The organism is Mesorhizobium sp. M0659, assembly GCF_040320605.1.
Classification (GTDB): domain Bacteria; phylum Pseudomonadota; class Alphaproteobacteria; order Rhizobiales; family Rhizobiaceae; genus Mesorhizobium.
Map to the genome: position 1 here is coordinate 362759 of NZ_JAMYPY010000005.1, position 20458 is coordinate 383216.

A 20458-nucleotide genomic window follows, 5' to 3' on the forward strand; every position below is an offset into this window, starting at 1 on the left:
GGAGGTTTAATAGTGGCAAGACATCCCAGGATCACCTTCATTGGCGCGGGTTCGACCGTGTTCATGAAGAACATTGTCGGCGACGTGCTGCAGCGCCCATCGCTGTCAGGCGCGACGATCGCGCTGATGGACATCAATCCGCAGCGGCTGGAAGAGAGCGCCATCGTCGTCAACAAGCTGATCGCGACGCTGGGCGTGAAGGCGAAGGCCGAGACCTATTCCGACCAACGCAAGGCGCTCGCCGGCGCCGACTTCGTCGTCGTCGCCTTCCAGATCGGCGGCTTTGAGCCCTGCACCGTCACCGATTTCGAGGTGCCGAAGAAATACGGCCTGCGCCAGACCATTGCCGACACGCTCGGCGTCGGCGGCATCATGCGCGGCCTCCGGACCGTGCCGCATCTGTGGAAGATCTGCGAGGACATGCTGGCCGTCTGCCCCGACGCGATCATGCTGCAATATGTCAACCCGATGGCGATCAACACCTGGGCGATTTCAGAGAAATTTCCTGACATCAAGCAGGTAGGCCTCTGCCACTCGGTGCAAGGCACGGCGATGGAACTGGCGCACGATCTCGACATTCCCTACGACGAGATACGCTACCGCTCGGCCGGCATCAACCACATGGCCTTCTACCTGAAGTTCGAGCACCGGCAGCCGGATGGCTCTTACCGCAACCTCTATCCGGACCTGGTCCGCGCCTATCGCGAGGGCAGGGCGCCGAAGCCGGGCTGGAACCCGCGGTGCCCCAACAAGGTGCGCTACGAGATGCTGACGCGTCTCGGCTATTTCGTCACCGAAAGCTCCGAGCATTTCGCCGAATACACGCCCTATTTCATCAAGGAAGGCCGCCCCGACTTGATCGAGAAGTTCGGCATTCCGCTCGACGAATATCCCAAGCGCTGCATCGAACAGATCGAGCGCTGGAAGGGCCAGGCCGAGGCCTATCGCTCGGCCGACCGCATCGAGGTCGAGCAATCGAAGGAATACGCGTCCTCGATCATGAACTCGGTGTGGACCGGGGAGCCTTCGGTGATCTACGGCAATGTCCGCAACAATGGCTGCATCACCTCGCTGCCGGACAATTGCGCCGCCGAGGTGCCGTGTCTGGTGGACGCCTCCGGCATCCAGCCGACCTATATTGGCGAGCTGCCGCCGCAACTCACCGCGTTGATACGCACCAACATCAATGTGCAGGAACTGACGGTGCAGGCGTTGATGACCGAAAACCGCGAGCACATCTACCACGCGGCGATGATGGACCCGCATACGGCGGCCGAACTCGATCTCGACCAGATCTGGGCGCTGGTCGATGAGTTGCTGGCGACACATGGCGACTGGCTGCCGACCTGGGCGCGTGGGAGCGCCAAGGTCCGGGCCGCCTGAGCGCTGCTGCGGCGGTATCTACTCCACCGTCAGGCCTCCGGTGGCGCCGGCAACCGGTGGCGCAGTTCCTCGACCAGCACGCGCTCGTTCTCCGAATAGTCGATCGGAACGACGACGAGATGGACGCCACCGCCGGCAAAGGCCTGTTCAAGCGTCGATTGTATTTCTGAGACGGCGCCGACCCTGGTTCCCTTGGCGCCATAGGCCTCGGCATAGCGGACGAAATCGGGATTGCCGAAGGTCATGCCGAAATCGGGGAACTGGTCGACCGCCTGCTTCCAGCGGATCATACCGAAAGCATTGTCCTCGATGATCAGCACGACCAAATTGAGCTTCAGCCTGACGGCGGTTTCCAGTTCCTGGCTGTTCATCATGAAGCCGCCATCGCCGCAGATCGCCATGACGCGGCGTGCGGGATAGAGCATCGCGGCCGTCATCGCCGACGGCAGGCCGGCGCCCATCGTGGCCAGGGCGTTGTCGAGCAGCAAAGTGTTGGCGACGCGCGTGCGGTAGTTGCGCGCAAACCAGATCTTGTACATGCCGTTGTCGAGCGCCAGGATGCCATCGGCCGGCATCACCGCGCGCACGTCATGCACCAGACGCTGCGGCGTGAAACGGTCTTCGGTGGCGCGGGCGGCAATGCGGCTCAAAATCCCTTCGCGCAGCGGCAGTAGCGCCTGCGCGTTGGGGATCTTGCCCTCGATCCGGTCGGCAAGCAGCCTGAGCGAAGCGCCGATGTCGCCGACCACTTCGGTCTGCGGGAAATAGACCTGCTCGACATTGGCCGGCTGGTAGCCGACATGGATCACCTTCGGTCCCTTGTCGCCCATAATGAAGGGCGGCTTCTCGATCGTGTCGTGGCCGATAGTGATGATGAGGTCGGCCTGTTCGATGGCCTCATGCACATAGTCGCGCTCGGAGAGCGCGGCGGTGCCCATGTAGAGTTCGGTGCCGCCGGGCACCGTGCCCTTGCCCATCTGCGTGGTGAAATAGGGGATGCCGGTCCTGATCACGAACTGGGCGAGGTCGGAGGTCGAGCGCGGCCGCGATGCGGCGGCGCCCAGCATCGCCAGCGGACGCTGCGCCTTGATGATCATCTCAGCGGCGCGGTCGAGCGCAAGCGGGCTGGCCAGCGGAAGCTCGACCGGATGCGGCGGGATCAGCGCGACATCGTCGCACTCCTCGGCCGCGATGTCTTCGGGCAGTTCCAGATGCACCGGTCCCGGACGCTCCTCTTCGGCAATCCGAAACGCTTCGCGCACCACGGCGGGAATGGTCTTCGCCGAGATGATCTGACGTGACAGCTTGGTCAACGGCTTCATCGCGGCGACGATGTCGACGATCTGGAAGCGGGCCTGGCGCGACGACCGGATGCCCTTCTGCCCGGTGATCATGATCATCGGCATGGCGCCGAGCAGCGCATAGGCGGCACCCGTCGTCAGGTTCAGGGCGCCGGGTCCCAGCGTGGTGATGCACACACCTGGCTTGCCGGTGAGCCTGCCATGGGTGGCGGCCATGAACGCCGCCGCCTGCTCATGACGGGTGAGGATGAGCTGGATCGAGGATTTGCGGATGGACTCGACGACGTCCAGGTTTTCTTCGCCGGGAATGCCGAAGATGCGATCGACGCCCTCATTCTCGATGGCGGCAACAAGCAGGTCAGAACCTTTGGGCACGAAGCATCTCCTGGGCAAAGCGGCGGCGAACCGCGTCGGGATATGATCAGACATAGTGCTGGCAAAGTCCTACCGCGAGGCGCGGCCGCCGCCAATATCGCTCTGCCTTACAGATCCTTCCGTTTCCTGAATTGGCCGGGCGAGACGCCGGCGTGGCGCCTGAAGGCGGTGGAGAAGGCGGCTTCCGAGCTGTAGCCGACCGCCTCGGCGACTTGGCCCAGGCTCTTGCCCTCGTGCAGCAGCCGGCTGGCCTGCCGCATGCGGCAGCCGAAGAGATAGGCCATGGGCGCTTCGCCGACGAGATCGCGAAAGCGGGCGGCAAAGGTTGCCCTGGAGAGCCCGACCGCGCGTGCCAGGGCCTCGATCGTCCAGTCGTGGCCATAGGCTTCATGCAGGGTGGCGAGCGCTCTGGCGATCGCGGGGTCCTGCAATCCCCTCAGCCAACCTGGATTGTCCATGCTTTCCAGACCGGAGCGCAAGGCGCGCGTGACGATGGCCCCAGACAGGCGAGCCATGACCACGTCGCTGCCGGGACCTTCGTCGGTCGCTTCCACCAGCAAGGCCTCGACATAGCCACGCAGCCATTTGGGCAGACGGCCATTCGATCCCCGGATGTGAACGATGCGCGGCAGGCCGGCAAGTGCCGGATGGTCGGCGTCGCGAAAGGCGAAGGCGCCGCACAGGATGACGGTCTTTTCGCCTTCGCCGCCGCTGCGAATACGCCCGGCTGCGGTTCGGGTCGCCAGTTCGGCGGCGGGGACGTTCGCGCTTTTGAGCGCGCCGGGCGACCGCAGCACATGCGGATCGGCGCGCGGTGCAATGATCAGGTCGCCGGCATCGAGAGGCTCGACATCTTCCTCACCGAACACCGCCTCGCATCGCCCCTTGATGACGACGTGAATGCCGCGAAGCCCAGCCTGGCTGAACGAGATCGCCCAGGGCGCGGCCAGTTCGAGGCGCCGGTACCCGGCGGCTGCGAAGTGCAATTCGCGCATGAGGGTAGCCAGGAGGTCCACGCTTCGCTCCAGAAACAGACGATCGATAAATCAATCCAGACGCTGTCGAATAGCGCGCCGGCCTTACTGGACCTAGCTATGCCCGACAGGCCGCTTGTCGGCGATAACGAAACTCAGGAGTTATTCATGCCGCCAATCGAGCTTTTTGTCGCGCAGCTTTGTCCCTATGCGCACCGTGTCAGGCTCGCCCTTGCCGAGAAAGGCCTGCAGGCGACGGAAATCCAAATCGATCTGCGCAACAAGCCGGCGTGGTTCCTGAAACTCACGCCGACGGGAAAGGTGCCGCTGCTGCGCCATCAGGGGCAATATGTCAGGGAGTCGGCGATCATCTGCGAATATCTCGATGATGCATTCCCCGAACGGCCGATTTTCCCCAGGGATGCTCAGGCCCGCGCTGAGGCGCGCATCTGGATCAGCTTCGCCGACACGCAGCTTTACGCCCGGACGGCAACCATGATGCACAGTGCCGACGCTATGGTTCATAAGCGGATCAAGGCCCAGCTTGCCGACGATCTGCGCTTTGTGGAACAGCATGCCTTCGCCCTGCGAGGGGCGGACGAACGGTTTTTGCTGGGCTCGGAATTCAGCGCCGCCGACATCGCCTTCTATCCCTGGTTCGAACAGCTGTGCGTGCTTGAGAAATATCTGGGCTTCGTCATGCCGACCGAATGCGAGCGCCTGCTGCGGTGGCAGGAAACGGTTGCCGCCAGGGAGGCGGTGCGGACCTGCGCCAGGTCGCCCGGCTTCTACCTGGAATCCTATGGCCCGCTTCTCGCGGCCTGAGACGAGCGGGCAACGGAAAAAAATTCCTCACTATGGTGCTGCAAGGTCAGTCATTTGCTTCTTGCGGCAGGCGCAAGCCTGTAAATATGCGGCATCAAGCAGGTCCGCGAGAGGTGAGAGAAACATGCCCAATCCAACCGTCGTCGGGTTTTCCGGCAATTTCACCCGGCCGTCCAAGACGCGCGGCTTCGTCGACCAGGTCGTCAGGGACATTGCGCGCCAGCATGGATTGTCGGCGAGTACCTACGACGTCGAAGACCTCGGCCCCTCACTTGGCGCTGCCAAATGGGCGCGCGATCTCGACGGTCAGGCGCGGGCAATCTTCGACAGCGTCGTCAATGCCGATGTGCTGGTGGTGGGGTCGCCGACCTACAAGGGCAGCTACACCGGCCTGTTCAAGCACTTCTTCGATCTGTTCGATCCCGCTTCCTTGCGCGGTAAGCCGGTGGTGCTGCTTGCCACCGGCGGTAACGATCGCCACGCGTTGATCGTCGAGCACCAGTTGCGGCCGCTGTTCGGCTTCTTCGAGGCGCTGACGCTGCCGACAGGGGTCTATGCCACGGACAAGGATTTTTCCGATGGCGTGCTGCGGGCAGAACCCATCCTGAAGCGCGTCGAGCAGGTCGTCGGCGAGGTCGGGCTGGTGCTGGCCAATCGCTCAGCTGCCGGCGTCGCGGCCGGATAGCACGCAGATTTTTACGTCATCCGCAAATCAATACCCCGCCGGCCAGGCCTGGCGGGGTATCGCCGTGCAAAGGTTCCCGCGCTTGCGGTCATCCTGAGCGACGATGACAACGCGGCTTGGCCAACTCCGAAATCCATTTCAGACGGATTTATCGCGATAACTAGTTCCTGTCCGCCGGCTTCGAACGCATCCTTGACACGGTCTCGCGCTCGGCGCGCTTGGAGCGCAGCGGCGGCAGGCCGCGGTCGATCAGGTCCATGTCCTCCAGCACCATGTCGCCCATGCGCTTGAAGGCGATGTCAAGCGCACCGGCGCGGTGGGCGGAGCGCAGGAAGCCGGGGATCGTGCGGACCGGATGGTCCTGCGCCAGCGGTTCTTCAGGGAAGACATCGCTGGCGGCGACGATGTGGCCGCTTTCCACCGCCGCCATCAGGGCAGGGAAGTCGACGACGCCGGCGCGGCTGAGCAGGATGAATGCGGCGCCCTTGCGCATGGAGGCAAAAGCATTGGCACCGAGAAAGCCCTGATTCTCTGAGGTCACCGAAGCGACGACGAAGACGAAATCGCTGGTCGACAGCACCTCGTCCAGCGAGGCCGGCTCGACGCCACTGTCGATCAGGATCGATGGCGGCAGCCAGGGATCGAAGACCTTGGTGCGGGTGCGAAAACCCGACAGCAGTCGGTTGAGCGCACGGCCGAGATCGCCGAAGCCGATGATGCCGACATCGGCGCCGGACAGAAGCCGCGCCGTCAAATTGCCGTCGCCGCCCCACAGCTCTTCGCCTTTGCGGAAGGCGAGGTCGGCATCGACGATGTTGCGGGCGAGGTTGAGCGCCATGGCGAGGCCAAGCTCGGCCACCGGCTCGGCGAAGACGAGGCCGGTGGTGACGACATGGATGCCGCGCGCAAACAGCGTCTCATAGGGCATGTTGTTGATGAGGTTGGTCTCGACATTGAAGACGCAACGCAGCGCCTGCATCCGGTCCAAGGTCTCGGGCGAGATCGGCGGCTGGCCGATAATATAGCGGGCTTCGGCAAGCACGTCGGCGGGCAAGTTCGCCACCCCCTCGGCCGTCGTCTCGACGACGCGGTAATGCGCTTTGAGGCGCGCCAGCTGCGGTGAGGTGAAGATCAGGTCGAGCGTGCGTGGTTCCGGCGCGCTGATGACCAGCGGCAGGGCCTTGTTTGGCATAACGATTCCTCCCCGGCGCGATGCGTATCGCGTATTCTTGCTTGCACTTGTGGTAGTCCCCAAAACCGCTTGCCGCCGTCCGGCGGCATGTGCTTGAGGGGTAAAATACCCACCATTAAACGATTTACAACTCCGGGAGGGGCCGCCGATCGCGCGGCTCGAGCCTTGCCGGGTTTTGATGCGGGAATCCGTTGGCTCGCCAGGCAACGGCCCTGAGGGCTCCTTTCCTTCTCCCCTGTGAGAGAAGGTGGAGTCAAAACGGATAGTGCTGCCCCGGATCCTCGATGGTCAGCCAGCGCAGGTCGGTGAACTCGGCAATCGAGGCCTTGCCGCCGAAGCGGCCGTAGCCTGAACCCTTGACGCCGCCGAACGGCATTTGCGCCTCGTCGCCGACGGTCGGGCCGTTGATGTGGCAGATACCGGCTTCGATGCGCGCGGCAACCGCCATGGCACGGCGGATGTCGCGGCTGAACACGGCTGAAGACAGGCCGTATTCGGTATCGTTGGCGACACGTACCGCTTCGTCCTCGCCCTTGACGCGGATCACCGGCTTGACCGGGCCGAAGGATTCTTCCGAATAGACGCGCATCGCCGGCGTCACGTGGTCGAGCAATGTCGCCTCGACTACGGTTCCGGTGCGCTTGCCGCCGGCCACAAGCCTGGCGCCCTTGGCGACGGCGTCGGCAACCAGTTCTTCCATCTTGTCGGCGGCTTGGCCGCTGATCAGCGAACCGAGCACGACATGGCCGCGCGGGTCGCCGGCAGGCAGCTGCGCGGCGCGGGCGGCGAGCTTGGCGACGAATTCGTCGGCGACCTTTTCATCGACGACCAGACGCTCGGTCGACATGCAGATCTGGCCCTGATGCATGTAGGCGCCGAAGGTCGCCGCATTGACCGCGGCGTCGATGTCGGCATCGTCGAGCACGACCAGCGGCGCCTTGCCGCCGAGTTCGAGCAGCGCCGGCTTCAAGTGACGGCCGGCGAGTTCGGCAATGATCCTGCCGACCTTGGTCGAGCCGGTGAAGTTGACACGCCTTACGGCGGGGTGCGCGACCAGTGCCTCGGCGATTGTCGCTGCGTCCTTGGGATCATTGGTGACGACATTGATGACGCCCTTGGGCAGGCCGGCCTCGACCAGCACCTGCCCGATCAGCCGGTGTGTGCCTGGGCACATTTCCGAAGCTTTCAGCACAACCGTGTTGCCGCAGGCGATCGGCATGGCGATGGCACGAGTACCGAGGATGACCGGTGCATTCCACGGCGCGATGCCGAGGCAGACGCCGGCCGGCTGGCGGATCGCCATGGCCAGCGTGCCGGGCTTGTCGGAGGGAATGACCTCGCCCGAAATCTGCGTCGTCATGGCGGCTGCCTCGCGCAGCATTTTGGCGGCGAGCATGACGTTGAAGCCGGCCCAGGGGCCGGTCGCGCCGGTTTCTTCCATCATCAATTTGGTGAATTCGCCGACCTTGGAGTCCATGACATCGGCCGCCTTGGACAGCAAAGCGCGGCGCTCGCCCGGGCCGGTCTTCGACCACGTCTTGAAAGCGGCAGCAGCGGCTTCGACCGCGGCATTGGCGTCGGCGATGCTGGCTGCGGCAGCGCGGGTCGCCAGCTTGCCGGTGAACGGGTCCATGCGCTCGTAAGAGGCTGAGCCGGAGGCATCCCTTTTGTCGCCGTCGATCAGAAGTCCGATGTCCATTGTTCTCTCCCTCGCTCGCCGTGGAGCGTCTTTTCTATCTATTATCGACCACGATCTGATCCGAACACCGGCTCCCACTTTTCGGGATCATGGTCTAGAAGCCGAGCACCTCGGCATTGATCGATGCTTCAAGCCCACCGTCAACCGGCACATTGACGCCGTTGACCCAGCGTGCGCCGTCCGAGCACAGGAACAGCACGACAGGCGCGATGTCGCCCGAGGTTCCGGCGCGCCCGACCCTGGCGATGTCGCTGTCCACGCGGGCGTCACCCAGCACATTGCGGAACTGTTTGAGGATCGGCGTCTCGACCGGGCCGGGGCTCACTGCATTGACGCGGATGCCGCGGCTCCTGAACAGGTCCTGATGTGCGGCGCGCTGCGTCCACAACAGCAGCAGCTCCTTGGAAACGGGATAGCCTTCCTCGTTCTTCACCTGATGGTCGGCGATCATCTTCGCCACATCGGGAAAGCCTTCGATGCCGACCATCGATGCCGCGCGGTTGAGATTGGCGCGCCAGCCATAGCCGGCGATCGAGGCGACGTTGACTACGGTGCCGCCTTCACGAAGTCTTGGTGCGAGGCCTTCCGAGAGCGCGCGCAGGCCGTAGAAGTTGACGGCCAGTGTCGACACCGCACCGGTGTTGCCGGGGAGGCCGGCGACATTGCAGAGCGCATCGATGCGCTGCGGCAGGCGCCCGAGGAGATCGTCGACGCCGGCCTTGGATGAGATGTCAGCCTTGACGAAACTGCCGGCCGATGCTGCCGGTTCACGCATATCGACGCCGATCACGTCAGCGCCCAGTTGGCCGGCAAGTTCGGCCGTGCGAGCGCCGATACCAGAGGCGACACCGGTGATGAGGATGGTCTTGCCGAACAGCATGGTCACGCCTTTTCACTATGCGTTGCGGCCTGTTGCGGCGAAGGCGTCGCGTCACTATCGCCGGCGTTTGCCGGCAGCCTGACCCGGTAGCCGACCGGCAGCAGGCGCAGGCCAAAGCGCTCCTCCAGCGTTCCCCACAGGCCGCGCGGCAGGAACAGCGAGAACAGCACCGCCGTGGCGCCGAGGCCGATCAGATACCAGACGCCGGTGCCGCCGAACCAGGTCTCGATGAGGAAGAACAGCAGCGCACCCAGAATGGCGCCCTCGAAGGTGCCGATGCCGCCGACCAGCACCATGAAGATCATGTAGGCGGCCCACTGGACGTTGAAGTAGGTTTTCGGCTGGAAGGTGATCGACGTGGCCAACCACAGCGCGCCGGCCATGCCGATGCCGAAGGCGGCGAGCACGAAGAGCAGCCGCTTGGTTCCAGTGACGCGCACGCCGACCGATGCCGCGGCCTCCTCATTGTCCCTGATGGCGCGGATGGCCGCACCCGTGCTGCCACGCAGCAGGCTAAACAGGGTGGCGAGCAGCGCCGTCATCGCGGCCAACGCCAGCCAGTAGATCGTCGCCCGCCTGACGCCGGCGTCATAGACGTTGAGCGAGATCAGCGACGTCCCGGTTTCGCCTTGCACCAGCCGGTCGAGATTGACCAGCAGATGGGTGAGCGCGGCGATCACCCACATGCCGATGGCGAACTCGCCGTTCTTAAGCTTCAGCATGAACAGCGACATCGGCCAGGAGATCGCGCCGACGATGATCGCCGAAACGAACAGCGAGGCGAACGGGTTGAGGCCGGCATCGGCCAGACGGATGGCGAAATAGGCGCCGAGGCCGAAGAACACCTGCTGTCCAACCGAAACCAGCCCGCCGAAGCCGGCCAGCGCGTTCCACATCGCTGCCAGGATCACATAGATGAACAAGGCGGTAAGGCGGTCGACGGCGCCGGCCGACAGGAAGTGCGGCGCGATGCCAAGCAGCGCGATGATGACGACGACCGCAATCGCCGAGATGCGCGAGGCGGAGGTGCCGCGCTCGATGACGGGGTCGTTTAAAACCGCGCTCATGATGCTTTCCTCGCGGGCAGGCGCAGCAGGCCGCGCAGGCCAAGGCCGGAGGTGGAGAGCCGGATGAACAGCACGATCAGGAAGGCGACATGGCCGCCGATCAGAAAACCTTGCGGATGGATCTGCGCGCCGAGCGTCTGGGCGAGCGCCAGAACGATGCCGCCGACCAGCGTGCCCCATAGCGAACCGGCGCCGCCGATCACCGCCGCCTCGAAGGCGAACAGCAATTGAGGTGCGCCGGTATAGGGATCGAAGGTGGCGCGCATGGCGAGGAAGGCGCCGGCCAGCCCAACGGTGACCATGGCGATGGCGGCGGCGAGGGCATTGGCGCGGCGCGCATCGACGCCGACGAGACCGGCCGTGTCGGGATCTTCCGACGTGGCGCGGATCGAGCGGCCAAGCCTGGTGCGGGTGAGGAACAGCTGCAGTCCGCCAAGCAAGATGACGGCGGCGGCGAACATGATCACGGCAAGCTTGCCGACATAGATGCTGCCCGGCCATTCCCAGGAATCGTAGGAGAGGCTGCCGATATAGGGCGCCAGCGAACGTGTGTCGGCGCCGAACTGCTCGAACAGCGCATTGTCGATGACGATGGCGAGGCCGAACGTGGTCAGGATCGGCAGGAGCGCGCCGCCGCGGGCGCTGCGCTCGAGCAGGAAGCGCTGCAGCGCCCAGCCGATGGCCGCCATCAGCGGCAGCACGATGAGCAGGCCGACGAAGGGCGAGATATGGAATTGCGAGGCGAGCCACCACAGCGCGTAGGCGGAAAACACGGCCAGGCTGCCATGCGCGAGGTTGATTATGCGCATCACCGAAAACATGAAGGAGAGGCCGCAGGCGATCAGCGCGTAGTAGCCGCCGAGCAGGATGCCCTGGACGATCTGGTTGCTCATGCCGGCACACTCCCGGCGCTTTTTCTGTGCAGACCAAAATAGGCTTTCGTCACTTCATCGCGGGACATGCCCTTGCTCGGGCCTTCCAGCGCGACGCGTCCTTCGAGCATGCAGATGACCTTGTCCGAGACCGAGAGCGCGCGATTGAGGTCCTGTTCGACCAGGATGATCGTCGTGCCGGAGCTGATCAGGCCTTGCAGCGAAGCGTATACGCGGTCGACCACCAGCGGCGACAGGCCGAGCGAGACCTCGTCGAGCAGCAGCAGTTCGGGATTGCTCATCAAAGCGCGGCCGATGGCGGTGGCCTGCTGCTCGCCACCGGAGAGATGCCCGGTCTTGGCATGGCGGCGCGGCTTCAGATTGGGGAACGTGTCGAGCACTCGTTCCACGCTCCAGTCGCCGGGACGGCCGGCGGTCTTGCCAAGCAGGAGGTTCTCCTCGACCGTCATTTGCACGAACAGTTTTCGCCCTTCCGGCACCAGCGCGACGCCCATGCCGACGCGCTTGTGCGAGGGAACGCCGGTGATATCGGCGCCATTCAGCAGCACGCGGCCGGCCGTCGGCTCATGGGCGCCGGCGATCGCCCGCAGCAGCGTCGTCTTGCCGGCGCCGTTGGCGCCGACCAGCGCCAGCGTTTCGCCGCGCTCGATCGTAAAGCTCACACCGCGCACCGCCTGCAACAGGCCATGGCGGACGACCAGATTCTCGATTGCGAGCAGGCTCATTTCGGGCCTCCGCCGAGATAGGCGCGCACGACTTCCGGGTCGGCCATCACCGCTTGCGGCTCGCCATCGGCGATGATCTTGCCGGCGTCCATACAGATCAGCCGCTCTGCCACCTGCAGCATGATGTGGACGATGTGCTCGATCCAGACGATGCCGATCTTGCGGCGGCGCAATTCCTTGATGGTATCGACAAGTTCGCTCGCCTCGCCATCGGTCAGTCCGCCGCCGATCTCGTCGAGCAGAAGCAGCGTAGGCCTTGCCGCGAGCGCGCGGGCAAGTTCCAGCCGCTTGCGGTCGAGCAGGCCGAGCGTTTCGGCGCGCCGGTTGGCCACGCCCATCATGCCGCACAGTTTCAGCGACTCCAGCGCCTCTTCATAGGCCTCGTCGCGGGCGAGACCGGCGCCATGCGACGCGGCAACAAAAACGTTCTCGAACGTGGTCATGCCGCCGAACGGCTTGGGCACCTGGTGCGTGCGCACCAGGCCGAGACGACAGCGCGCTGTAGCCGGCATCGCGGTCACATCGCCACCCTTGAAGGCGACCGTGCCGGCGCTCGGCGGGAAGGCGCCTGATAAGATGCTGAGCAGCGTCGTCTTGCCGGCGCCGTTCGGGCCGACGATGCCGACGGCCTCATCGGCATTCATGGCGAAGTCGACATCGTCGAGCACCACCAGCGCGCCGAAGCGTTTCTGGATGCCGGCAGCGCGGAGGATCGCGGCGTTTGCTGAACCGTTCACGATGCGATCCCCGTAGCCGTCCGTCAGCCGTTATACGGCTGGAGCTTGGCCTCGACCGGAACCTTCGGGTCGGTGGCGTTCTCGGTCACGACGTAGTCGAGCGGGAATTTGCCGCCTTCCTTGGCCGCCACCCATTGGGTGCCGATGATCGGGCCGGGAGAGACATTGGCGACCGGGCCGCTGGTGAAGTCGACCTTGCCGATCATGGTCTCGGTGTTGAGCGCGCTCAGCGCCTTGGCGACGGCCGCCTTGTCCTTGGCGTCGGTGCTTGCCTTCAGCGCCTCGAAGCCGGCGTCGAGCAGCGACATCGAGGCGCCGAGCTGCTGCGTCCACTGCTTGCCGCTGGCGGCCTCATAACCGTCGGCCAGTTCGATTCCCGAAACGCCGGTCAGCGGCGACTTGTAGGGAAAGGCCTTGTGCCAGTAAGCGGCGCTCGAAATCTTGTTGCCGAGATCGCCCAGCGCCTCGATGTCGGACGGGAACAATCCGGTCTTGGCGACCTGGCAGATCTTGATCTGCTTGATCAGGCCTTGCTGTGCAGCCTGACGCCAGAAGGCGGCGAAGTCCGGCGGGATCGGGAAGGAGTTGAAGATCTCGACGCCTTCCTGCTTGAACAGCGCGATCTGCGAGGAATAGTCGGTGGTGCCGGTCTCGTAGGCGCCGGGATCGACGATGGTGAAACCCTGCTTTGCCAGCAACGGCGCCAGATGGGTGCGGATGGCATTGCCGTCTGCGTCGTTGGGATACATGACGCCGACCTTCTTGTTGGTCTCGATCAGGTTCCATTGCGAGATGTAGGTCCGGAAGAACTCGTCGACGCCGAAGCCGAAATGATAGGTCCATTTGAACGGCGAGGGTTCGCCGGGCTTGGCGCCGCGGCCGAAATACCAGGCCTCCCACGGCATGACGGTGGAGAGGCAAGGCACGCCGGCGGCTTCGCAGGCGTCGGCGACCGGGTTGATCACCTCCGGCGTCGACACCGCCAGCATCAGGTCGACGGCCTGGTTGTTGATGAGGTCCTTGGCGAGCTGGCCGGCGCGCGACGGGTCGGATTGCGTGTCCTGGTCGATGATCTCGACACTGTATTTCTTGCCGCCGATGTCGAGGCCGTTGGCGAGCGCCTTGCGGGCGAGATCGAGCACATAGCCGTCGGTCTGGCCGAAGCCGGCGAGCGGCCCGGTGCGCGGGCTGACAAAGCCGACCTTCAGCGTGTCGGCGGCCTGCGCGAATGCCTGGCCGCGGCTGAGCGCAAGTGCCGCGCCGCCGGCGAGCGATGTGGCGATGAACTGGCGCCGCGAGACGCCGGATTTGCTTGAGGTCATGCTGGTATTCCTCCCTTTCCTGACGGCACCTGGAGGTCACCGCCGGCCTGCTCAAAATCGATGCCGCCCGTTCTTAAGATCGGAGATCGCCCCGGCAGGCCTTGAGGCGGCAGCGGAACGCCGCCAATGCCGATAACGGCACGATTTCGATCCTCCCATCGTCACAGTGCCCTAGGTGTTTGGTTTGGTAAAATGATATTTTGCGGTGTTTCGTTAACCAACAGGTTATGGAAATACGGCTGAAGGCCCGCTCTGCGCCAGATTGGCGAAAGGTGCTCAGGCGTTCTGGCTGGCCGCCTCGCGAATGGTCTGCAGCAGGATGGTGAAGGCCGGCGAAGGCGCAGTGTCGGTCCGCATCGTCAGGCCGACCGGCCCTTTGGTTTCCTCGGTGTTGACGGGCAAGGCGACGAAGGCGCCGCTGGAGAGTTCGTTGGCGACGACGCCTGTCGATATGATCCAGACCGCATTGCTTTGGCGCAGGAAGGCACGGCCGAAGGAATCCGAGACGGTCTCGATCTCGGTCGCAGGCGCCGTCATGCCGTTGGTGATGAACAGGCGGTCGACGAAGGGGCGGATGACCGACTCCCGCGTCGGCATCAGCACCGGGAATTCATCGAGCCGGGCGAAGATGTCCTGGCCCGGCTGCAGCAGCGGATGGCCGGCCCTCACCACGAACAGCACCGGTTCGGAATAGAGATGCTCGAAGAAGAAGCCGGTCATGTTTTCCGGCGCCGCAAGCCGGCCGACGACGAGATCGAGCGCACCGACGCGCAACTGTTCCAGCAGGACCGCGTTCTCGCCGGTGACGATCTTGATCGCAGCACCGGTATTTTCACTCAGGAACAGGCTTATGGCGCGTGGCATCACCTTGGCCGACACTGTCGGGAGCGCGCCGATGCGGATCGGATGCCGGTTGATGGCGCCGTCCTGGCGGACGGAATCGACGCCGCGCTTCAGTGCCGTGATCGCCGTGCCGGCATGGCCGAGAAAGATTTCGCCAAGCCGTGTCACCCTGATGCCGCGGCCGTCGCGTTCGACGACAGCGATGCCAAGCGCCTCCTCCAATTCGCGCAACGTCTTGGTCACGGCCGGTGGGCTGACATGGAGAAAGTCGGCCGCCCTCGCCACGCTGCCTTGCCGCGCTACCTCAAGGAATGCCTGCAGGTGACGGAACCTTATGCGGCTTTCGGACATGTTCTCATAACCTAGCAGTTAATGAAATGGCGTAAAATATCATTTTACCAAACCAAATGCCTTGTGCAATGTGAACACGGAGGATCGAAATCGTGCCATTCGTCAACATTGGCGGCATCACGCTGCACCATCGCCATATCAAGGCGAAGGGAAATGCGCGGCCGATCGTGTTCATCAATTCGCTGGGCACCGACTTCCGCGTCTGGGACGAGGTGTTGTCCGAACTGGGTGGCGAAATGCCTGTGTTGGTCTACGACAAGCGCGGCCATGGCCTGTCCGACATTGGTGGCGTCAGCTCGATCGACGAGCATGTCGATGATCTGTCGGGCCTGATCGATCATTTCGAACTGAACAATGCGGTGCTGTGCGGCCTGTCGGTGGGCGGCCTGATTGCGCAAGGGTTTTATGCCCGGCGCCCCGAAATCGTCGACGGCCTCATCCTGTGCGACACCGCCCACAAGATCGGCACGGCCGACAGCTGGAACACCCGCATCGAAACGGTCGAAAGCAAAGGTATCCAGGCCATCGCCGATGCCGTGCTCAAAATGTGGTTTACGCCTGCCTTCCACGCGGACCGTGTCGCCGAGCTCGACGGCTACTGGAACATGATGACCCGGCAAGCCGTCGCCGGCTATGTCGGCACCTGCGCCGCGGTGCGCGATGCCGATTTCACCGAGGCCGCGCAGGGGATCGCGGTACCCACGCTTTGCGTCGTTGGCGACCAGGACGGCTCGACGCCGCCGGATCTCGTCCGCTGGCTGGCCGATCTGATCCCAGGCGCACATTTCGAAATCATTCGTGACGCCGCGCACATCCCTTGCGTCGAACAGCCCAAGGCGCTGACCACCCTGATCCGCGATTTCGTCGCGGCGCTTCCCCTGAGAAAGCAGACCCATGGATGAACTGCCCAAAAACGAAACCAGATATCAGACCGGGCTGACCGTCAGGCGCTCGGTGCTCGGCGACCCGCATGTTGATCGCAGCGAGGATGCCGTCACCGATTTCGACCGGCCGTTCCAGGAGCTGATCACCGAGGCAGCCTGGGGCACTGTGTGGGCGCGTCCGGGCTTCAGCAGGCGCGAACGCTCGATCGTGACGCTGGCACTGCTGGCCGCCCTTGGCCATGATGAAGAGGTCGCCATGCATGTGCGCGCCACCGCCAACACCGGTGCGTCGCGCGACGATATCTGCGAAGCGTTCCTGCATGTCGCGATCTATGCCGGCGTGCCGGCCGCCAACCGCGCCTTCAGGATCGCCAAGGAGGTGTTTTCGGAAATGGACGGAAGCAGGGCTGGCCATGCCAGCTGATGCCGGCTCGAACCGCAGGCCCGAGAGCGGAGCCTTCTTCCAGCGCGACCGTGGCTGGCATCCGCCGGCGCTGACGCCCGACTACAAGACGTCGGTGTTGCGCTCGCCGCAAAAGGCGCTGCTGGCCTTCGACAACACGGCGTCCGAAATCACCGGTCCGGTGTTCGGCCACGCCATGCTCGGCGAACTCGACAATGACCTGATCCACAACTTCGCCAAGCCCGGCGAGAGCGCAATCGGCGAGCGTATCATCGTCTATGGCCGCGTGCTCGACGAGCGCGGCCAGGGCGTCTCCGGCGCGCTGCTCGAATTCTGGCAGGCCAATTCAGGCGGCCGTTACCGCCACAAGAAGGACGGCTATCTCGCGCCGCTCGATCCGAATTTCGGCGGCTGCGGCCGCACCATCACCGATGCCGATGGCGGCTATGCCTTTCGCACGGTGAAGCCCGGTCCCTATCCCTGGCCGAACGGGCCCAATGACTGGCGGCCATCGCACATCCATTTCTCGGTGTTCGGCCACGGCTTCGCACAGCGGCTGATCACGCAGATGTATTTCGAGGGCGACCCGCTGATCTGGCGGTGCCCGATCGTGCGCGGTATCCGTGACAAGGCGGCCGTTGAGACGCTGGTCGCGGCGCTCGACATGCAGGCGACGATCCCGTTCGACGCGCGCGCCTACAAGTTCGACATCGTGCTGCGCGGGCGCCGCGCCGCGCTGTTCGAAAACCGGCCGGAGGGCAATTGATGGCGCAATCGCTGACCCGGCTGAAGGAGAGCCCGTCGCAGACCGCCGGGCCCTACGTGCATATCGGGCTGACGCCGAATTTCGGTGGTATCGGCGGCGTCTATCCGACAGACCTCGGCGCGACGATGCTCAACGACAAGACCAAGGGCGAGCGCATCGGTTTGCGCATCCGCGTGCTCGACGGCACCGGCACGCCGCTCAGGGATGCCTTGATCGAAATCTGGCAAGCGGATGCCAATGGCTTCTACAATTCGCCGGCCGAATTGCGCGGCGATGCCGATCCGGATTTTCAGGGCTGGGGCCGTCAGCCGACCGACATGGAAACCGGCCTGTGCAGTTTTCAGACGATCAAGCCGGGACGCGTGCCGTATGGCGACGGCCGGCTGATGGCGCCGCATATCAGCCTGTGGATCGTCGCCCGCGGCATCAATATCGGCCTCCACACGCGGCTCTATTTCTCCGACGAGGCCAAGGCCAATGCCGAGGATCCGATCCTGGCCCGCATCGAGCACAAGGTGCGCGTGCCGACGCTGATCGCCGAGCGGCAAGGCGACAACTATATTTTCGACGTCCATCTCCAAGGGGAGAAGGAAACGGTCTTCTTCGACAGCTGACGGTCAGGAAACCAATGACATGACCGTATCGCCCTTCGACCATCCGCTGCTCTCCGGCCTGCTCGGCGACGAGGAGGCGGCTCGGCATTTTTCGGTGGATGCGGAAATCGCCGCCATGCTCGATTTCGAGCGCGCGCTGGCGCAAGCGGAAGCCGAAAGCGGGACTATCGGCACGGATGCCGCCGCGGCGATTGTACCTGTCCTGTTGTCATACAAGCCGGACACCGCGCGGCTGCGGGCCGGTGTGGCGAAGGATGGCGTGATCGTGCCCGAACTGGTGCGCCAGTTGAAGGCAGCGGTCGGGGCGCCGCACGACGCCGGCGTGCATTTCGGCGCAACCAGCCAGGACGTCATCGACACTGGCCTGGTGCTTCGGCTGCGCCGGCTCATTGAACATCTCGACCTGCTGCTGACTGAAAACATTCTGCGGCTGGTGGGGCTGGAAGAACGTTTTGGCAGCCGTGCATTGACAGCGATGACGCGCATGCAGCCGGCGATCCCAATTCAGGCGTCGGACCGCGTGGCGGTGTGGCGCACGCCGCTGCAACGGCATCAGCAGAGACTGTCGGAGCAATCCAAGCGTCTGCTCGTGGTGCAGTTTGGCGGCGCCGCCGGCACGCTGGAGAAGCTGGGCGACAAAGGACCTGCCGTGCGCGCGGCCCTTGCCGCAAAGCTCGGCCTTGGCGACGCGCCGCAATGGCACAGCCAGCGGGATGCGCTGGCCGAATTCGCCGGGCTGCTATCGCTCATCACCGGCAGCCTCGGCAAGTTCGGCCAGGACATTGCGCTGATGGCTCAAGATAGAACCGACATCAAGCTGTCCGGCGGCGGCGGCTCGTCGGCCATGCCGCACAAGCAGAACCCGGTGAAGGCGGAAGTGCTGGTGACGCTGGCGCGCTTCAACGCCACCCAGCTTTCCGGCATGCATCAGGCGCTGGTGCATGAGCAGGAGCGCTCCGGTGCTGCCTGGACGCTGGAATGGCTGCTCTTGCCGCAGATGGCGGTTGCGACCGCGGCTGCGCTACGGCTCGCCGCCGAACTCGCCGGACAGATCGAAAGCCTGGGACACTGATGCGCACCCGGATTGTCATTGTCGGCTCCGGACCGTCCGGGCTGCTGCTTGGCCAGCTTCTCGGCACCATTGGCGTCGAGACGGTGATCCTCGAACGTTCGAGCCGGGAGCATGTGCTTGGCCGGGTGCGGGCAGGGGTGCTCGAACAAGGCACCGTCGAGTTGCTCGAAGAGGCGGGCGCAGCTGCAAGGCTGCATGCCGAGGGCCTGCTGCATGCCGGCATCTCGCTTGCCTTCGGCGGCGGCCTGCACCGGCTCGACCTCACGGCACTGACTGGGGGAAAGCATGTCACCGTCTATGGCCAGACCGAAGTGACGCACGATCTGATGGACAAGCGCGAGGCGGCCGGGCTGACCACCGTCTATGAGGCGGCCAACGTCGCGCTGCATGGTTTCGATGGCGAAGCGCCTTACGTCACCTATAGCAAGGACGGCGTCGGCCATCGCATCGACTGCGACTTCATCGCCGGCTGCGATGGCTATCACGGCGTCAGCCGCAAATCGGTGCCTGAGCGGGCGCTGAAAACCTTCGAGCGGACCTATCCCTTCGGCTGGCTCGGCGTGCTGGCCGAAGTGCCGCCGGCCGATCACGAACTGGTCTACGCCAACCATGAGCGGGGCTTTGCGCTGTGCTCGATGCGCTCGACACATCGCAGCCGCTACTATGTGCAGGTTCCGGTTGATGAGAGCGTCGAGGCCTGGAGCGACGACCGCTTCTGGGATGAGTTGCGCCGTCGCCTGCCCGAGCAGACTGCCGCCGCCGTTGTTACCGGGCCGTCCTTCGAAAAGTCGATCGCGCCGCTGCGCTCCTTCGTTGCCGAGCCGATGCGCTTCGGCCGGCTGTTCCTGGTCGGCGACGCCGCCCATATCGTGCCCCCGACCGGCGCCAAAGGGCTCAACCTCGCTGCCAGCGACGTGCGCTATCTCTTTGCCGGACTTCGCGAATTCTATCTGGACAAATCGCAGGCCGGGCTTGACGCCTATTCAGCCAAAGCGCTGGCTCGGGTGTGGAAGGCGGTGCGCTTCTCCTGGTGGATGACGACGATGCTGCACCGCTTTCCCGATACGGGCGAGTTCGGCCAGCGCATCCAGGAAGCCGAGCTCGACTATCTCGTGCATTCGCAGGCGGCGTCGACCGCGCTGGCGGAGAACTATGTCGGTTTGCCCTATTAAGGGCAGTGCGATCTCAAACCCGTTCGAGCGCCACTGCGATGCCCTGGCCGACGCCGATGCACATGGTGGCGAGCGCATAGCGGGCGCCGCGCTCGCGAAGCTCCAGCGCAGCCGTGCCTGCAATGCGCGCGCCCGACATGCCCAAGGGATGACCAAGCGCGATGGCGCCGCCATTGGGGTTGACGTTCTCCGCAAACACGGCGCATCCGAGTTTGGGGGGCACCGGGAAGCCTTTGGAGGGGAAAGCTTGGGTGAGTTAGATGACAACGAAATTTGGAGGGGTGAGGCCCCCGCG

At 64.4% G+C, this 20458-nt stretch carries 20 protein-coding genes and 1 pseudogene; 9 read left to right on the forward strand and 12 right to left on the reverse strand.

Annotated elements, in window-relative coordinates:
* Positions 1-12: 12 nt before the first annotated feature.
* Positions 13-1383, forward strand: coding sequence for an alpha-glucosidase/alpha-galactosidase (locus NKI31_RS11510; RefSeq protein ID WP_352651523.1), 1371 nt, complete (start codon positions 13-15; stop codon positions 1381-1383).
* A 29-nt stretch (positions 1384-1412) separates the two neighbouring features.
* On the opposite strand, the gene NKI31_RS11515 is transcribed toward NKI31_RS11510, so the two are convergent.
* Positions 1413-3059, reverse strand: coding sequence for an acetolactate synthase large subunit (locus tag NKI31_RS11515; RefSeq protein ID WP_352651524.1), 1647 nt, complete (start codon positions 3057-3059; stop codon positions 1413-1415).
* A 107-nt stretch (positions 3060-3166) separates the two neighbouring features.
* A complete protein-coding gene (locus NKI31_RS11520; protein ID WP_352651525.1) occupies positions 3167-4054 on the reverse strand; it encodes an AraC family transcriptional regulator in 888 nt (295 codons plus the stop codon).
* On the opposite strand from NKI31_RS11520, the gene NKI31_RS11525 reads away from it, so the two are divergent.
* Both NKI31_RS11525 and msuE read left to right on the forward strand, forming a co-directional pair.
* Complete coding sequence (locus tag NKI31_RS11525) at positions 4040-4858, forward strand: glutathione S-transferase family protein (protein WP_352651526.1); 819 nt, start codon at positions 4040-4042, stop codon at positions 4856-4858. The two genes, NKI31_RS11520 and NKI31_RS11525, sit on opposite strands and share 15 nt — an antisense overlap.
* Before the next feature lie 124 nt (positions 4859-4982).
* A complete protein-coding gene (gene msuE, locus NKI31_RS11530; RefSeq protein WP_352651527.1) occupies positions 4983-5543 on the forward strand; it encodes an FMN reductase in 561 nt (186 codons plus the stop codon).
* Positions 5544-5703: 160 nt separating this feature from the next.
* On the opposite strand, the gene NKI31_RS11535 is transcribed toward msuE, so the two are convergent.
* The 9 genes from NKI31_RS11535 to pcaQ form a co-directional block, all read right to left on the reverse strand.
* Positions 5704-6735, reverse strand: a complete 1032-nt coding sequence (locus NKI31_RS11535) for a hydroxyacid dehydrogenase (protein ID WP_023685282.1) — start codon at positions 6733-6735, stop codon at positions 5704-5706.
* A gap of 253 nt (positions 6736-6988) precedes the next feature.
* Positions 6989-8434 (reverse strand): aldehyde dehydrogenase, encoded by a 1446-nt coding sequence (locus tag NKI31_RS11540; protein WP_023815845.1) that lies wholly within the window; start codon positions 8432-8434, stop codon positions 6989-6991.
* 94 nt (positions 8435-8528) lie between these two features.
* On the reverse strand, positions 8529-9314 hold the full coding sequence (locus tag NKI31_RS11545; RefSeq protein WP_027050689.1) for a coniferyl-alcohol dehydrogenase: 786 nt from the start codon (positions 9312-9314) through the stop codon (positions 8529-8531).
* A gap of 2 nt (positions 9315-9316) precedes the next feature.
* Positions 9317-10381: a branched-chain amino acid ABC transporter permease gene (locus NKI31_RS11550; protein WP_352651528.1), complete on the reverse strand. Its 1065-nt coding sequence runs from the start codon at positions 10379-10381 to the stop codon at positions 9317-9319.
* Positions 10378-11274 (reverse strand): branched-chain amino acid ABC transporter permease, encoded by an 897-nt coding sequence (locus NKI31_RS11555; RefSeq protein ID WP_023685279.1) that lies wholly within the window; start codon positions 11272-11274, stop codon positions 10378-10380. Before NKI31_RS11555 ends, NKI31_RS11550 begins: the two co-directional genes overlap by 4 nt.
* Positions 11271-11999 carry an ABC transporter ATP-binding protein gene (locus NKI31_RS11560; protein ID WP_023685278.1) on the reverse strand — a complete coding sequence of 243 codons (729 nt, stop codon included), beginning with the start codon at positions 11997-11999 and terminating at the stop codon, positions 11271-11273. Before NKI31_RS11560 ends, NKI31_RS11555 begins: the two co-directional genes overlap by 4 nt.
* Positions 11996-12670, reverse strand: a complete 675-nt coding sequence (locus NKI31_RS11565) for an ABC transporter ATP-binding protein (RefSeq protein ID WP_352651533.1) — start codon at positions 12668-12670, stop codon at positions 11996-11998. Before NKI31_RS11565 ends, NKI31_RS11560 begins: the two co-directional genes overlap by 4 nt.
* An 89-nt stretch (positions 12671-12759) precedes the next feature.
* Complete coding sequence (locus tag NKI31_RS11570; RefSeq protein ID WP_023815843.1) at positions 12760-14058, reverse strand: ABC transporter substrate-binding protein; 1299 nt, start codon at positions 14056-14058, stop codon at positions 12760-12762.
* A 276-nt stretch (positions 14059-14334) separates the two neighbouring features.
* The gene (gene pcaQ / locus NKI31_RS11575; RefSeq protein ID WP_023685275.1) at positions 14335-15252 is read right to left on the reverse strand and encodes a pca operon transcription factor PcaQ; all 918 of its coding nucleotides are present in this window, start codon (positions 15250-15252) and stop codon (positions 14335-14337) included.
* Between the two features lie 92 nt (positions 15253-15344).
* Here pcaQ and pcaD point away from each other — a divergent pair, with 92 nt between their 5' ends.
* From pcaD to pobA, 6 genes are read left to right on the forward strand one after another with little or no spacing between them, the layout of a single operon-like run.
* Positions 15345-16154, forward strand: coding sequence for a 3-oxoadipate enol-lactonase (gene pcaD / locus NKI31_RS11580; protein WP_023687922.1), 810 nt, complete (start codon positions 15345-15347; stop codon positions 16152-16154).
* The gene (pcaC, locus tag NKI31_RS11585) at positions 16147-16560 is read left to right on the forward strand and encodes a 4-carboxymuconolactone decarboxylase (RefSeq protein ID WP_023685273.1); all 414 of its coding nucleotides are present in this window, start codon (positions 16147-16149) and stop codon (positions 16558-16560) included. The genes pcaD and pcaC overlap by 8 nt, the downstream gene beginning before the upstream one ends.
* Complete coding sequence (gene pcaH / locus NKI31_RS11590; RefSeq protein ID WP_023685272.1) at positions 16550-17305, forward strand: protocatechuate 3,4-dioxygenase subunit beta; 756 nt, start codon at positions 16550-16552, stop codon at positions 17303-17305. Before pcaC ends, pcaH begins: the two co-directional genes overlap by 11 nt.
* Positions 17305-17919 carry a protocatechuate 3,4-dioxygenase subunit alpha gene (gene pcaG / locus NKI31_RS11595; RefSeq protein ID WP_023685271.1) on the forward strand — a complete coding sequence of 205 codons (615 nt, stop codon included), beginning with the start codon at positions 17305-17307 and terminating at the stop codon, positions 17917-17919. Before pcaH ends, pcaG begins: the two co-directional genes overlap by 1 nt.
* Positions 17920-17938: 19 nt before the next feature.
* Entirely contained in the window at positions 17939-18991 is a 1053-nt protein-coding gene (locus tag NKI31_RS11600; protein WP_023685270.1) for a 3-carboxy-cis,cis-muconate cycloisomerase, read from the forward strand.
* Positions 18991-20163, forward strand: a complete 1173-nt coding sequence (gene pobA, locus NKI31_RS11605) for a 4-hydroxybenzoate 3-monooxygenase (RefSeq protein WP_023685269.1) — start codon at positions 18991-18993, stop codon at positions 20161-20163. The genes NKI31_RS11600 and pobA overlap by 1 nt, the downstream gene beginning before the upstream one ends.
* A gap of 13 nt (positions 20164-20176) precedes the next feature.
* Here the strand turns inward: pobA and NKI31_RS11610 are convergent.
* Positions 20177-20458: pseudogene (locus tag NKI31_RS11610) on the reverse strand (3-oxoadipyl-CoA thiolase); the annotation flags it as partial.

Bases quoted from the DNA above. Each gene is read 5' to 3' on its own strand.
- NKI31_RS11520 (WP_352651525.1), bottom strand. From the start codon at position 4,054: ATGCGCGAATTGCACTTCGCAGCCGCCGGGTACCGGCGCCTCGAACTG.
- msuE (WP_352651527.1), top strand. From the start codon at position 4,983: ATGCCCAATCCAACCGTCGTCGGGTTTTCCGGCAATTTCACCCGGCCG.
- NKI31_RS11535 (WP_023685282.1), bottom strand. From the start codon at position 6,735: ATGCCAAACAAGGCCCTGCCGCTGGTCATCAGCGCGCCGGAACCACGC.
- NKI31_RS11540 (WP_023815845.1), bottom strand. From the start codon at position 8,434: ATGGACATCGGACTTCTGATCGACGGCGACAAAAGGGATGCCTCCGGC.
- NKI31_RS11545 (WP_027050689.1), bottom strand. From the start codon at position 9,314: ATGCTGTTCGGCAAGACCATCCTCATCACCGGTGTCGCCTCTGGTATC.
- NKI31_RS11550 (WP_352651528.1), bottom strand. From the start codon at position 10,381: ATGAGCGCGGTTTTAAACGACCCCGTCATCGAGCGCGGCACCTCCGCC.
- NKI31_RS11555 (WP_023685279.1), bottom strand. From the start codon at position 11,274: ATGAGCAACCAGATCGTCCAGGGCATCCTGCTCGGCGGCTACTACGCG.
- NKI31_RS11560 (WP_023685278.1), bottom strand. From the start codon at position 11,999: ATGAGCCTGCTCGCAATCGAGAATCTGGTCGTCCGCCATGGCCTGTTG.
- NKI31_RS11570 (WP_023815843.1), bottom strand. From the start codon at position 14,058: ATGACCTCAAGCAAATCCGGCGTCTCGCGGCGCCAGTTCATCGCCACA.
- pcaQ (WP_023685275.1), bottom strand. From the start codon at position 15,252: ATGTCCGAAAGCCGCATAAGGTTCCGTCACCTGCAGGCATTCCTTGAG.
- pcaC (WP_023685273.1), top strand. From the start codon at position 16,147: ATGGATGAACTGCCCAAAAACGAAACCAGATATCAGACCGGGCTGACC.
- pcaH (WP_023685272.1), top strand. From the start codon at position 16,550: ATGCCAGCTGATGCCGGCTCGAACCGCAGGCCCGAGAGCGGAGCCTTC.
- pcaG (WP_023685271.1), top strand. From the start codon at position 17,305: ATGGCGCAATCGCTGACCCGGCTGAAGGAGAGCCCGTCGCAGACCGCC.
- NKI31_RS11600 (WP_023685270.1), top strand. From the start codon at position 17,939: ATGACCGTATCGCCCTTCGACCATCCGCTGCTCTCCGGCCTGCTCGGC.
- pobA (WP_023685269.1), top strand. From the start codon at position 18,991: ATGCGCACCCGGATTGTCATTGTCGGCTCCGGACCGTCCGGGCTGCTG.